Below are 13,235 nucleotides of genomic sequence, written 5' to 3'. Positions count from 1 at the left end.
CTTGGACCTGCCCGCCGGAGACCGACCTCAAGCTTCGCGGCCCTGGACCGCCACCGCTCGGGCCGACCGTCTCAGAGGCTCAGCCCGGCGTCCCTCGCGGCGACCGTCACCGGGCCGGTGAACTCCCGGAGAGCGGCCTCTCGTGCGGTCTCGGGCGGAGTGCCGGGCCACAGGTGGGTGAGCATCAGACGGGCGGCGCCCGCGTCGGCGGCCTGGCGCGCCGCCTGCCTGGCGCTGGTGAGGAAGGCCGCGTCCTCCGGCGGTACGACCTCCGGATAGGTCGCGTCGGCGATCAGCAGGTCGGCGTCCCAGGCGAGTTCGACCACCTCCGGACTCGGGCCGGTGTCGCCGGTGTAGGCGAGGACCTTTCCGCCGGCGGTCACCCGTACCCCCGCGTTGGGCACCCAGTGCGGGAGCAGCCGGGTGTCGACGGTGAACGGCCCGATGCTCAGGCGGTCACCGGCGGAGAACTCCCGCAGTGCCAGGGCGTGGTCGAGCATTCCCGGGCGGTCCAGCGCCAGCACCGCGTCCAGGGCGCCGGGCAGCGCGTACACCGGCAGCGCCGGGACCGGCTCCGCGGCCAGGCCGCGGGCCCGCAGGAGCGGGTTGAGGTCCGCGCAGTGGTCCGGGTGCCCGTGGCTGATGACCACCGCGTCGACCTGGTCGGCCGTGACGTGCCGGAACAGTTCGGGCACTGTCGCGTACCCGAGGTCCAGCAGCAGCCGATGCCCGTCGTGCTCCACCAGGAACCCGCTGCACGCCGCTCCGGCGGTCGGCCACGCGCCGCACCCGCCCAGTACGGTGATCTCCACGGCGAGGACTCTACCGGCGGGGCCGATGACCGAGGCCACGCACTGGAACGACCGGCCGCCCCGGATCCGAGATCCAGGGCGGCCACGCGGGCACGAACGGGAAAGCCGTGGCGCGATACTCGCGGCTACTTCGGGATCAGTTGACCTCCGTTGACGAGCGAGTAGGTCTTTCCGCCGAGGCCGCTGTTCGCGGCGGAGTCGTAGTACACGTTGTGCCCGTTGCCGACGATGTTCGTGACCTTGCCGCCCGAAATGCCCGCGGTGTCGGTCAGGCCGGTCAGGGTCGAGTCGGCCGTCACGACCCACGTGCTCGTCGAGTCGAGGGTCAGAGCCGCTTTGTTGATCTTTCCGGTCAGGGTCGAATGGTTCTTCAGCGTGACCGCGGCCGTGCTGGAGGCGTCGGTGATCACATCGCCGGTCAGCCGCTCACCGTCGGCGGTGAAGGTCGCGTAGCCCTTGCTCGCGGCGTCGATGAGGTTGCCGCTGCTCTGCCGGACGACCGCGCCGTTCTTCACGATCACGACCGCTTTGGTGTTCTTGATGAAGAATGCGTCGCCGCCCTTCGCGGTCAGCGAGCCGCCGTCCATGACGAACGCCCCGGTGCCCACCTGGGCGTCGCCGGAGAAACTCTGGTAGAGCATGACGCCGTTCTTGGCACCCGTCAGCTTCGTGTTCCTCACCGACACCGAGTTGCTCCCCTCCACCACGGCCCCCTCCGACTTCGCCGCGGTGAACGTCGCGTCGGTAGCCGTGATCTTCCCCGTCGAATAGATCCCCGGCGATCCGTCGCCGTCCGCGGTCATCGTGCCGCCGACGACCGTCACCGTCCCTCCGCCTCGGTCCGTCGCGACGTCGGACGAGTGCGCGCCCTTGGTGGAGATGTTCACGTTCCGGAGGGTGATGCTGCCGCCTCCGCTGGCCATCGCCCCGTGCGCGTCCCCATCGGACTCATTGGTGACCGTCTTGATCGTCGTGTTGGACAGCGAGATCGACGACTTCGACCCGTAGGCGAAGACGCCGTTGGCGCCGGTTCCGCGCGTCGTGACCGAACCGCCGGAGATCTTCACTGTGCCGCCGGACTCGGCGAGAACACCGGCGTTCAGTCCGTAGAAACTGCTCTCGTCCGTCGACTTGGTGTTCCCGGTCTTGCGGATCGCCGGGTCGGTCAGCGTCAGCGATCCGGACTTCGAGACGAGGACCGCGGACTGGTCGACCTTGCCGGCCGACAGCCTCGTGTCCGTCTTCGACGCGTTGCCTCCCGTGAGCGTGTAGGCGCCGGTCGGCGTGTACTTCGGGGACGACGACCCGGGACCGCCTCCGGACCCGCCGGGGCCGCCCGGCGCGGCCGCCACCGCCGCAGAGGCCTTCGTCTGCTGCGTACTCGCCGCACACCCCGAGAGCACCATCGCGGCGCCGACGAACGGAGCGGCGAGCAGAACCGAGAGGATACGAGGCATCATGCTGTCCCTTCACGTGGCAACGTTCCGGTCAGCATCGCTCGCGCTCATGGGCCGGGCATGAGACGCATCTGAGAAGCGCTTTCAACGGACTTGAGATCCTCATGAGCGGGCCCGAACGGCTCCGATCACGGCTAAGGCGCCGGAAACGACGCGGCCGTCCCGGATCGGAGATCCGGGACGGCCGCAGTGTGAAGCAGCGTGTGGGTCAGAGCCCGGAGGCCGCCTGCAGGGCCTCGGCGCGGTCGGTCCGCTCCCACGAGAAGTCCGGCTCCTCGCGGCCGAAGTGGCCGTAGGCCGCAGTCTGGGAGTAGATCGGGCGGAGCAGGTCGAGGTCGCGGATGATCGCGGCCGGGCGGAGGTCGAACACCTGGAGCACGGCCTTCTGGATCTGCTCCACCGGGACCTTCTCGGTGCCGAAGGTCTCGATGAACAGGCCGACCGGGTGGGCCTTGCCGATGGCGTAGGCGACCTGCGCCTCGCAGCGGTCCGCGAGGCCCGCGGCGACGACGTTCTTGGCGACCCAGCGCATGGCGTACGCGGCGGAGCGGTCGACCTTGGACGGGTCCTTGCCGGAGAAGGCGCCACCGCCGTGGCGGGCCATGCCGCCGTAGGTGTCGATGATGATCTTCCGGCCGGTGAGGCCCGCGTCGCCCATCGGGCCGCCGATCTCGAACCGGCCGGTCGGGTTGACGAGCAGGCGGTAGCCCTCGGTGTCGAGGTCGAGCTCGGCGACGACCGGGTCGACGACGTGCTCCTTGATGTCCGGGGACAGCAGGTCGCTGAGGCTGATGTCCGGGGCGTGCTGGGAGGACACGACGACCGTGTCGAGGCGGACCGCGCGGTCGCCGTCGTACTCGATCGTGACCTGGGTCTTGCCGTCGGGGCGCAGGTAGGGGACCACGCCGCTGTTGCGGACGGCGGACAGGCGCTGGGCGAGCCGGTGCGCGAGCGTGATCGGCAGCGGCATCAGCTCCGGCGTCTCGCGGCAGGCGTAGCCGAACATCAGGCCCTGGTCGCCGGCGCCCTGCCGGTCCAGCTCGTCCGAGCCCTCGCCCTCGCGGGTCTCGTACGCGTCGTCGACGCCCTGCGCGATGTCGGGCGACTGCGCGCCGATGGAGACCGACACGCCGCAGGAGTGGCCGTCGAAGCCCTTGTTGGAGGAGTCGTAGCCGATCTCGAGGATCTTCTCCCGGATGACACCGGGGATGTCCACGTACGTCTCGGTGGTCACCTCACCCGCGACGTGGACCTGCCCGGTGGTGATCAGCGTCTCGACGGCGACGCGGCTGCGCGCGTCGTCCTTCAGCATCGCGTCGAGGATCGCGTCACTGATCTGGTCTGCGATCTTGTCCGGGTGACCTTCCGTCACGGACTCGGAGGTGAACAGGCGACGTGACACGTGGGTGCACTCCTTGCAGCGGCTGCTGACTGACGTAGCAGAGCGGATCTCTTACGGGTATCGGACGCGCAGTCTATCCAGAGGCGATTAAGGCACGCTCAAGCCACGCTGGACCCGTGTTCTTTACTGTAGCCGCCCTGTCACCTGGTCCCATACCTCGTCGGCCAGGTCTTCTTTCGACCCCCGGGGCACGTCGACGGAGGTGCCGTCGGCGGACAGGATCACGGCGGCGTTGTCGGGCGCGCCGAAGGTCAGGCGCTCGCCCACCTCGTTGACGACCAGCAGGTCACAGCCCTTGCGGGCGAGCTTCTCCCGCCCGTTGCGGAGCACGTCGTTCGTCTCGGCGGCGAATCCGACGATCACCTGGTGCGGGCGGCGGGCGGCGACGAGCTCGACGAGGATGTCGGGGTTCTTGACCAGGGCGATCGGCGCGGGTTCGTCGGTGTCCGTTTTCTTGATTTTCACGTCGTGGTAGCCGGCCGGACGGAAGTCGGCCACCGCGGCCGCCATGACGACGGCGTCGGCGTCGGCCGCCGCCTTGAGCACGGCGTCGCGCAGCTCGAGCGCCGAGCCGGCCCGTACGACGTCGGCGCCGGCCGGGTTCGGCAGCGCCACGTTGGCGGCGACGAGGGTGACCCGGGCGCCGCGCGCGAGCGCGGTCCGCGCCAGGGCGTAGCCCTGCAGGCCCGAGGAACGGTTGCCGATGAACCGGACCGGGTCGATCGCCTCGCGGGTGCCGCCGGCCGAGACGACGACGTGGTGGCCGGCGAGGTCGGCGGGGACGCCGCCCCGCGCCAGGACGAGGCGGGCGACGTCGAACAGGGCGTCGGGATCGGGCAGCCGTCCCTTGCCGGAGTCGGCGCCCGTGAGCCGGCCGACAGCCGGCTCGATCACGAGGCAGCCGCGCGAGCGCAGGGTCGCGACGTTGGCCTGCGTGGCCGGGTGCTCCCACATCTCGGTGTGCATCGCCGGCGCGAACACGACCGGGCAGCGCGCCGTCAGCAGGGTGTTGGTGAGCAGGTCGTCGGCGAGGCCGTGCGCGGCCCTGGCCAGCAGGTCGGCGGTGGCCGGCGCGACGAGGACGAGGTCGGCGCCCTGGCCGAGGCGGACGTGCGGCACCTCGGCGACGTCCGACCAGACCTCCGTGGCCACGGGCTGACCCGACAGCGCCGCCCACGTCGGCTCGCCGACGAAGCGCAGCGCGTCACGCGTCGGGATCACCCGGACGTCATGCCCGGACTCGGTCAGCCGCCGCAGCAGCTCGCAGACCTTGTACGCGGCGATGCCGCCGCCGACCCCGAGGATCACCCGGGGACGCCCGGCCGGGTCAGCTCCCGCACTCACCGGCGGGCCCTTCCGCCGGGCATGCCGCGACGCCGTACGGCCGCCGCGGACGGCCGCCCGTCAGGGCGCGACACGCCCCAGGGCCGCCGGAGGACAACTCAGGCGCCTTCGATGGCCTCGGAGTGCAGCAGGCCCTCGCGGACCTCGCGCAGCGCGATCGACAGCGGCTTCTCCTGGACCTGGGTCTCCACCAGGGGACCGACGTACTCCAGGAGGCCCTCGCCGAGCTGGGCGTAGTAGGCGTTGATCTGGCGGGCGCGCTTGGCCCCCATGATCACCAGGCTGTACTTGCTGTCGACGATCTTCAGCAGGTCGTCGATCGGCGGGTTCGTGATGCCTTCGGCACCAGGGGCATTCGATGCCACTCCTGCGCCTTCCGCTAGTCGGAGTTCGGTGGTTGTGCAGCCAGCAAGGCTACCAGCTCCGAACAGACGTCCTGGACCGACGTGTTGACCAGTGTGACGTCGAACTCCTTCTCGGCCGCCAGCTCCGTACGGGCGGCGTCGAGGCGGCGCTCGATCACCTCGGGCGGCTCGGTGCCACGGCCGATCAGGCGGCGGACGAGCTCGTCCCACGACGGCGGCGCGAGGAAGACGAACAGCGCCTCCGGCATGGCCGCGTGGACCTGCCGGGCGCCCTGCAGGTCGATCTCGAGCAGGACCGGCACGCCGGCTTCGAGGTGCTCCAGCACCGCGCGGCGCGGCGTGCCGTAACGATTGCCCGCGAACTCGGCCCACTCGAGCAACTCCCCCTCGGCGACGAGACGCTCGAACTCGGCGCCGTCGACGAAGAAGTAGTGCACACCGTGGACCTCGCCAGGACGAGGCAAACGGGTTGTCACCGAGACCGACAGCCACACCTCCGGGTGGGCTCGCCGGATCTCGGCGACGACCGTGCTCTTGCCGACGCCGGACGGCCCGGAGAGGACCGTCAGGCGCCTGGACGGGATGGAGCCGCCCGCCATGGGGGTGGCGGAAGCGGCCGCGGCGGTCTGCCCGCCGCGCCCGCCCGTGGCGAGTCGGTCAGCGATTTCCACCGCCGCCGAACTCACGCTCGAGAGCGGCGCGCTGGTTGGCACCGAGACCCCGCACACGGCGGGACTCGGCGATACCGAGCCGCTCCATGATCTGCTTGGCGCGGACCTTGCCGACACCAGGCAGGGACTCCAGCAGAGCCGACACCTTCATCTTGCCGATGACGTCGTCGGCCTGCCCATCCTTCAGAACCTCAGCGAGGGAGGTACCCCCGTGCTTGAGCCGGTCCTTGACCTCGGCACGCTCTTTGCGAGCCTTTGCAGCCTTTTCCAGGGCTGCGGCGCGCTGTTCAGGGGTTAGGGGCGGAAGCGCCACGCCGGGTCACCTCGTGTTTCCACTCGATTGAGTCGGACGGCTTGGGAACCTAGCGAGTTCAGGGCCCATAAAGCAACGTGAAAGCCCGTATAGCCCGTCATTAAGTTGCAGATGTTACTCTATGGGGTTCCCCGGTCACTCACTGTATTGAAAGTAGGGGGTTCTTACACCCCGAACCGTACGACGGCCTGGCTTTTCTTGCGAGGGGAAAACAGGCCAGTCAAGCGGCTTCCGACGCGACCCTGTCGGTCCGGCGATAGCGCGTGCGGACGGAGTGATCCGCCGGCGTCCCCCCGCCGGACACGAGACGAGTGAGTGACACACATCACGGGACGCCCCGAACGCCGCGGGGGCGCGTCGCATGCCCGCGCGATGCGGCCGAGGGGCCCAAGCGCGTGGGGGTCGTCTGCGGCGTGTCGGTCGCGGTTCCACTCGGTTGGCGGTTCCGCCGCATGGAACAACGAGTGACACGCCTCACACAGCCCCCGCATCGGTCCGCCTCCGCCGCATCGGACAGGCGGCCGATACGCCTCAGCGCGCTGCCGTGTCGGCCCGGCGACACCGCGCGTGGGCGGGGCAGGTCCGACGGCGTCCCGCCGCCACGACGGGCGAGCGACGCCCTCACACGGCTCTCGCGCGCCAGAACGCCAGCACCGGCATCGGATGGCCGAGCGACGGGCCTCACGCGGCTCCCACGCGCCCGAGCGCCTCCCCGCGTGGAACAGGCGAGCGACGCGCCTCAGACGGCTCCTGTGCGCCGGAGCGCCGCTGCGATGCCCGCCGCCGCGGCGCCCGGGTCCGGTGCGCCCGTGATGGGGCGGCCGATCACGAGGAGATCGGCTCCGGCGGCGAGGGCCTCCTCGGGCGTGGCGACGCGCGCCTGGTCCTGGGTGGCGGTGCCGGGCGGCCGTACGCCCGGCGTGATGAGCGTGATGCCGGGACCGACCTCCGCACGGACGTCCGCGACCTCGCGGGGCGAGCACACCAGCGCCTGGGCCCCGGCCTCGACCGCGAGAGCGGCCATACGGCGCACGACGTCCGACGCCGGACCCGTGAGCCCGACCCCGGCCAGATCGGCCTCCGAGAGGGACGTGAGGACCGTTACAGCGGCGATCTTGGTCTGCGGGGCCGCCTCGACGGCCGCGCGGATCATGGCGGCGCCGCCGCCGGCGTGCACGGTGAGGTACGCGGGCTTCAGCCGGGCCACCGCGTGCGCGGCGCCCGCGACGGTCGCCGGGATGTCGTGCAGCTTCAGGTCGAGGAAGACCTGCACTCCGCTCGCCCCGCGGACGCTGGCGACGACGTCCGGGCCGTACCGCAGGTACAGCTCCAGGCCGACCTTGACCGTGCTGACGTGCGGGGTGACCAGCGCGGCCCAGCGCGCGGCGGTCTCGAGGTCCGCCGCGTCGAGCGCGACGGCGATGGGAGCGGTGTTCACTGGGTGGTCTCCTGTTCGATCGGCTCGGTCGCGCCCCCACCGGCGCCCGCCAGGCCGACGTTGGGGTCGATGCGGCGGTGGAGGCTCCCCGCCGGCTTGTGGGCGAGCCCCACGACGTCGGCGAGCCGGTCGATGCCGCGCTCCTTCAACGCCCCGTCGAGTTCGCGCAGGATCCGTACGCAGGCGGACGGGTCGTGCAGGGTCGCCGTGCCCACCGCGACGGCCGAGGCGCCCGCGAGGACGAACTCCAGGGCGTCCAGGCCGGTCCGGATCCCGCCCATCCCGACGATGGGCACTTCGGGCAGTGCCGCGTGCACCTGGTAGACGCAGCGGACCGCCACGGGGCGGATCGCGGGTCCGGACAGTTCGCCTGTGACGCCGGCGAGCCGCGGGCGGAGCGTGTCGGTGTCGATGGTCATGCCGTGCAGCGTGTTGATCATCGACAGGCCGTCGGCGCCGGCGTCCGCGCAGGCCATGGCCACGCCGACGATGTCGGTGACGTCCGCGGACAGCTTGGCGAGCACGGGGAGGCGGCGCGGCGCGCTCGCCCGCACCGCGCGCACGAGGCGGGCGGCGGCGGACGGGTGGGCCGCGAACATCGACCCCCGGTCCTCCACGTTGGGGCAGGAGGTGTTGATCTCGATCGCCGTAACGCCGGGGGCGTCGCCGAGCAGGCGGGCGACCTCGGCGTACTCGCCGACGCTGCCGCCCCCGATCGAGACGATCACGCGTGCCTCCCGCTCGGCGAGCCAGGGCAGGTCGCGGGTCAGGAAGTCCTCGATCCCGGGGCCCTGCAGCCCGGCGGCGTTGAGGACGCCGCTGGGGGTCTCGGTGAGCCGGGGCGCGGGGCGCCCGGCGCGCGGGCTGGGCGTGATGGACGGCGTCACCAGAGCGCCGAGCCGGCCGACGTCGAAGAAGCGGCCCAGCTCGCGGCCGGTGCCGCCGCAGCCCGCCGCGGTCAGGACGGGGTTCGGCAGCGTGACGTCGCCGATCCGGGTCGCCATGTCGATCATGAGAGGGATCCGGGGAGCACGGAGCGGGGGGCGCCGTAGGCGTCGAACGGGATCGTGCCGAGGTCGTCCCAGCGCACCCGCTCGCCGCGGAACACCGGGCCCTCGACGCACGAGCGCGCCATGTGGGTGACGCCCTCGCCGTCGATCACGGGGAGCGCGCAGGCCATGCAGACGCCCGTGCCGCAGGACATCGGCTCCTCGACCGCCACCTGGGCGGGCAGGTCGTACTTCGCGGCGGTCCGGGTGACGGAACGGAGGGTCTCCGTCGGCCCGCAGGCGTACACGACCTCGGCGCCGACCTCCTCGACGACGGCGGCCACCAGGTCCTCGGGCCGGCCCTGCTGCCCGAGCGAGCCGTCCTCGGTGGTGACGGAGGTGGAGTCGGCGGAGCGGCGCGCCGCGCGCGTGCCGTACACGTGCTCGGAGTCGGCGCCGCCGAGCACGAAGTGGAGGGCGCAGTCGCGCTGGCGCAGCACGGCCGCGAGGGGGAACAGCGCCGCCCCGGAGTGCCCCTCGCCGACGAGGACGCAGCGCACGGGGTGGCGCGGCAGCGGAAAGGGACGGCCGAGGGGGCCGGCGACGTCGAGGATGTCACGCGGTCGCAGCGCGGCCAGCCACTTGGTGCCGGCGCCGCGCACCGCGAAGACGATCTCGACGGTGCCGCCGTACTCGGGCTTGACCTCGTGGACGAAGAAGCATCTTCGCGTCAGCATGCTCGACTCGTCGCCGCCGACGGCCAGGGCGACGAACTGGCCCGGCCGGAAGCGCTCGGCGACGCCCGGGGCCACCAGGGTGATCGTGTGGTAGGCCCCGGTCCGCCGTACTGTCAGGACCGTTCCGGGCACCTGGACCGGTGCGACCGGTGAGTCGGTCAACTGTCCTCCTTGCCACCCCAGAGGTGCTCCGCGTGCTCTTGCAGCGACCGGACGCCGACGACGCCGGCGGCGATGGCCTCGATGCCCTGGACCGCCGCGCCGAGCGCCTGGACGGTGGTGAGACAGGGCACGCCGCGCAGGACGGCGGCGGTGCGGATCTCGTATCCGTCGAGCCGCGGCCCGGACTGTCCGGGGCTGCCGAACGGGGTGTTCACGATGAGGTCGACCTCGCCGTCGAGAATGCGCCGCACGATCGTCGGCTCGCCATCCGGCCCGGAGCCGGCGCTGTGCTTACGCACGATCTTGGCACGCACGCCGTTGCGGCGCAGGACTTCCGCCGTCCCCTCGGTGGCCAGGATCTCGAAGCCGAGGTCGGCCAGCCGCTTCACCGGGAAGATCATGGCTCGCTTGTCCCGGTTCGCCACGGAGACGAACGCGCGGCCCTTGGTGGGCAGCGAGGCGTACACCGCGATCTGCGACTTGGCGTACGCCGTGCCGAAGACCGCGTCGATGCCCATGACCTCGCCGGTGGAGCGCATCTCCGGGCCGAGGATGGTGTCGACGCCGACGCCCTCCGGCGTGCGGAACCGGTCGAAGGGCAGCACCGCCTCCTTGACCGAGATCGGCGCGTCGAGCGGGAGGTCCCCGCCGTCGCCGGTCGCGGGCAGGATGCCCTCGGCGCGCAGCTTGGCGACGCTCTCGCCCATCATCACGCGGGCCGCCGCCTTGGCCAGCGGCACGGCCGTGGCCTTGGACACGAACGGCACCGTACGGGACGCGCGCGGGTTGGCCTCCAGGACGTACAGGACGCCCGCCGCGAGGGCGTACTGGACGTTCATGAGGCCGCGTACGCCGATCTCCCGGGCGAGGGCCTCGGTGGAGGCGCGGATGCGGCCGATGTCCTCGTGCCCGAGGGTGATCGGCGGCAGCGCGCACGCCGAATCGCCGGAGTGGATGCCGGCCTCCTCGATGTGCTCCATGACGCCGCCGAGGTACAGGTCCTCGCCGTCGTACAGCGCGTCGACGTCGATCTCGATGGCGTCGTCGAGGAACCGGTCGACGAGCACCGGGTGCTCGGGGTTCCACTGCCCGCCGCCTGCGCGCTCGATGTACGACTTCAGGGTGTCCTCGTCGTAGACGATCTCCATGCCGCGCCCGCCGAGGACGTACGACGGGCGGACGAGCACCGGATAGCCGATCTCGGCCGCGATCGCGGCCGCCTCCTCGTACGAGGTCGCGGTGCCGTGCTTGGGCGCGGGCAGCCCGGCGCGGGCCAGGACCTGCCCGAACGCGCCCCGCTCCTCGGCGAGGTGGATGCTCTCCGGCGACGTGCCGACGACCGGCACCCCGGCGTCCTTGAGCTTCTGCGCGAGCCCGAGCGGCGTCTGCCCGCCGAGCTGCACGATGACCCCGGCGACCTCGCCGGTCTCCTGCTCGGCGTGCACGACCTCCAGGACGTCCTCCAGGGTGAGCGGCTCGAAGTAGAGCCGGCCGGAGGTGTCGTAGTCGGTCGAGACGGTCTCGGGGTTGCAGTTGACCATGACGGTCTCGTAGCCGGCGTCGGTCAGCGTGAACGAGGCGTGCACGCAGCTGTAGTCGAACTCGATGCCCTGCCCGATGCGGTTCGGCCCGCTGCCGAGGATGATCACCTTGGGCCTGTCGCCCGGCGGCACCTCGGTCTCCTCGTCGTAGGTCGAGTAGAGGTACGGCGTGCGGGCCTCGAACTCGGCGGCGCAGGTGTCGACGGTCAGGTAGACGGGCCGGATGCCCAGGGCCTGCCGCAGCTCGCGGACGACCTCGGCGGAGGTGCCGCGGATCTCGGCGATCTGCTCGTCGGAGAAGCCGTGCCGCTTCGCCTCGCGCAGCGCCTCCGGGTCGAGCTGGTCGCCCGCCACGGCGGCGGCGACCTCGTCGAGGGAGGCGATCTGGTCGAGGAACCACGGGTCGATCCGCGTCGCCTCGTGGAGCTCCTCAACGGTCGCGCCCACTCGCAGCGCCTGCTGGACGTCGCGCAGCCGCCCGTCGTGCGGCCGGCGGGCCCGCTCGATCAGCTCGGCCTTCTGCGCGGCCCGCTCGCCCTCCGTGAGCGCCTCGGGGCCCGGAGCCCAGGAGAAGGGGCTTTCGGCCTTCTCCAGGGACCTCAGGGCCTTCTGCAGCGCCTCGGGGAAGGACCGGCCGATGGCCATGGCCTCGCCGACGGACTTCATGTGGGTCGTCAGCGTCTTGTCCGCCGCGGGGAACTTCTCGAACGCGAACCGCGGCGCCTTCACCACGACGTAGTCGAGGCTCGGTTCGAAGCTCGCGGGCGTCTCCTCGGTGATGTCGTTGCGGATCTCGTCGAGGGTGTAGCCGACGGCGAGCCGGGCGGCGATCTTGGCGATCGGGAAGCCGGTCGCCTTGGAAGCCAGTGCGCTGGAACGTGACACGCGCGGGTTCATCTCGATGACGATCATCCGGCCGGTGGCCGGGTCGATCGCGAACTGGATGTTGCACCCGCCGGTGTCGACGCCGACGGCGCGGATGACGTCGATGGCGACGTCCCGCATCCGCTGGTACTCCCGGTCGGTGAGCGTCATGGCCGGCGCGACGGTGATCGAGTCGCCGGTGTGCACGCCCATCGGGTCGACGTTCTCGATGGAGCAGACGACCACGACGTTGTCGTGCCGGTCGCGCATCAGCTCCAGCTCGAACTCCTTCCAGCCGAGGATCGACTCCTCCAGCAGCACCTCGCTGGTCGGGCTGGCGGCCAGGCCCGCGCCGGCGATGCGGTGCAGGTCGTCCTCGTCGTAGGCCATGCCGGACCCGGCGCCGCCCATCGTGAACGACGGGCGCACGACCATCGGGTAGCCGAGGGTCTCGGCGGCGGCCAGGCAGTCGTCCATCGTGTGGCAGATCACGCTGCGCGCGGACTCGGCGCCGATGTCGGCGACGATCTGCTTGAACCGCTCGCGGTTCTCCCCCGCCTGGATGGCGTCGACGTTGGCGCCGATCAGCTCGACGCCGTACCGCTCCAGGGCGCCGGACTCGTGCAGGGCCACGGCGGTGTTGAGCGCGGTCTGCCCGCCAAGAGTCGGCAGCAGCGCGTCGGGGCGCTCCTTGGCGATGACCTTCTCGACGGTCTCCGGGGTGATCGGCTCGACGTACGTCGCGTCGGCGATCTCCGGGTCGGTCATGATCGTCGCGGGGTTGCTGTTCACGAGGGCCACGCGCAGACCCTCGCTCTTGAGGACGCGGCACGCCTGGGTGCCGGAGTAGTCGAACTCGGCGGCCTGGCCGATGACGATCGGGCCCGAGCCGATGACGAGGACGGATTTCAGGTCGGTACGGCGCGGCATCAGGTTCCCTGTCCGGAGGCGACCACGAGGGCCACGAGGGCGAGCGCGGTCAAGACGGCTGCGGCGGCGGTGAGGATGAGGGCGAGCGGAGACGGCGGACGGGCCCGTACGACGGCGTCGTTCGGGTCGACGGGCACGTGGCCGTGCGACGCGCTGTCGGAGGCGTGGTCGGCCTCATGGCCGGAGACGTCACTCATTGCGTCCTCCTCG

General features: G+C 71.6%; 12 protein-coding genes. All 12 read right to left on the bottom strand.

All coding sequences use genetic code 11. The features are described from left to right. Positions 1-71: 71 nt before the first annotated feature. Positions 72-812, bottom strand: coding sequence for an MBL fold metallo-hydrolase (locus ACQP2O_RS15620; RefSeq protein ID WP_433184788.1), 741 nt, complete (start codon positions 810-812; stop codon positions 72-74). 125 nt (positions 813-937) lie between these two features. Further along, positions 938-2,269 (bottom strand): hypothetical protein, encoded by a 1,332-nt coding sequence (locus ACQP2O_RS15615; RefSeq protein ID WP_433184785.1) that lies wholly within the window; start codon positions 2,267-2,269, stop codon positions 938-940. A 208-nt stretch (positions 2,270-2,477) separates the two neighbouring features. Further along, complete coding sequence (gene metK / locus ACQP2O_RS15610; protein ID WP_433184782.1) at positions 2,478-3,671, bottom strand: methionine adenosyltransferase; 1,194 nt, start codon at positions 3,669-3,671, stop codon at positions 2,478-2,480. A 123-nt stretch (positions 3,672-3,794) separates the two neighbouring features. Beyond that, positions 3,795-4,979 (bottom strand): bifunctional phosphopantothenoylcysteine decarboxylase/phosphopantothenate--cysteine ligase CoaBC, encoded by a 1,185-nt coding sequence (coaBC, locus tag ACQP2O_RS15605; protein WP_433191037.1) that lies wholly within the window; start codon positions 4,977-4,979, stop codon positions 3,795-3,797. Between the two features lie 134 nt (positions 4,980-5,113). Further along, positions 5,114-5,380 (bottom strand): DNA-directed RNA polymerase subunit omega, encoded by a 267-nt coding sequence (rpoZ, locus tag ACQP2O_RS15600; RefSeq protein ID WP_252782944.1) that lies wholly within the window; start codon positions 5,378-5,380, stop codon positions 5,114-5,116. A 14-nt stretch (positions 5,381-5,394) separates the two neighbouring features. Beyond that, positions 5,395-5,979 carry a guanylate kinase gene (gene gmk / locus ACQP2O_RS15595; protein ID WP_433191035.1) on the bottom strand — a complete coding sequence of 195 codons (585 nt, stop codon included), beginning with the start codon at positions 5,977-5,979 and terminating at the stop codon, positions 5,395-5,397. Positions 5,980-6,037: 58 nt separating this feature from the next. Next, on the bottom strand, positions 6,038-6,364 hold the full coding sequence (gene mihF / locus ACQP2O_RS15590; RefSeq protein ID WP_252782942.1) for an integration host factor, actinobacterial type: 327 nt from the start codon (positions 6,362-6,364) through the stop codon (positions 6,038-6,040). A gap of 739 nt (positions 6,365-7,103) precedes the next feature. Beyond that, complete coding sequence (gene pyrF, locus ACQP2O_RS15585) at positions 7,104-7,802, bottom strand: orotidine-5'-phosphate decarboxylase (RefSeq protein WP_433184778.1); 699 nt, start codon at positions 7,800-7,802, stop codon at positions 7,104-7,106. Then, the gene (locus ACQP2O_RS15580; RefSeq protein WP_433184775.1) at positions 7,799-8,815 is read right to left on the bottom strand and encodes a dihydroorotate dehydrogenase; all 1,017 of its coding nucleotides are present in this window, start codon (positions 8,813-8,815) and stop codon (positions 7,799-7,801) included. Before ACQP2O_RS15580 ends, pyrF begins: the two co-directional genes overlap by 4 nt. Next, positions 8,812-9,690, bottom strand: coding sequence for a dihydroorotate dehydrogenase electron transfer subunit (locus tag ACQP2O_RS15575; RefSeq protein WP_433184772.1), 879 nt, complete (start codon positions 9,688-9,690; stop codon positions 8,812-8,814). Before ACQP2O_RS15575 ends, ACQP2O_RS15580 begins: the two co-directional genes overlap by 4 nt. Next, positions 9,687-13,025 (bottom strand): carbamoyl-phosphate synthase large subunit, encoded by a 3,339-nt coding sequence (carB, locus tag ACQP2O_RS15570; protein ID WP_433184769.1) that lies wholly within the window; start codon positions 13,023-13,025, stop codon positions 9,687-9,689. Before carB ends, ACQP2O_RS15575 begins: the two co-directional genes overlap by 4 nt. Next, positions 13,025-13,222 (bottom strand): hypothetical protein, encoded by a 198-nt coding sequence (locus tag ACQP2O_RS15565; RefSeq protein WP_360877898.1) that lies wholly within the window; start codon positions 13,220-13,222, stop codon positions 13,025-13,027. Before ACQP2O_RS15565 ends, carB begins: the two co-directional genes overlap by 1 nt. Positions 13,223-13,235: the final 13 nt, after the last annotated feature.

The sequence above is a fragment of the Actinoallomurus sp. CA-150999 genome (assembly GCF_050942425.1).
GTDB lineage: Bacteria > Actinomycetota > Actinomycetes > Streptosporangiales > Streptosporangiaceae > Actinoallomurus.
This window is presented reverse-complemented; position numbering and strand designations above follow the sequence as displayed.

Bases quoted from the DNA above. Each gene is read 5' to 3' on its own strand.
- ACQP2O_RS15615 (WP_433184785.1), bottom strand. From the start codon at position 2,269: ATGCCTCGTATCCTCTCGGTTCTGCTCGCCGCTCCGTTCGTCGGCGCC.
- gmk (WP_433191035.1), bottom strand. From the start codon at position 5,979: ATGGCGGGCGGCTCCATCCCGTCCAGGCGCCTGACGGTCCTCTCCGGG.
- ACQP2O_RS15580 (WP_433184775.1), bottom strand. From the start codon at position 8,815: ATGATCGACATGGCGACCCGGATCGGCGACGTCACGCTGCCGAACCCC.
- carB (WP_433184769.1), bottom strand. From the start codon at position 13,025: ATGCCGCGCCGTACCGACCTGAAATCCGTCCTCGTCATCGGCTCGGGC.
- ACQP2O_RS15565 (WP_360877898.1), bottom strand. From the start codon at position 13,222: ATGAGTGACGTCTCCGGCCATGAGGCCGACCACGCCTCCGACAGCGCG.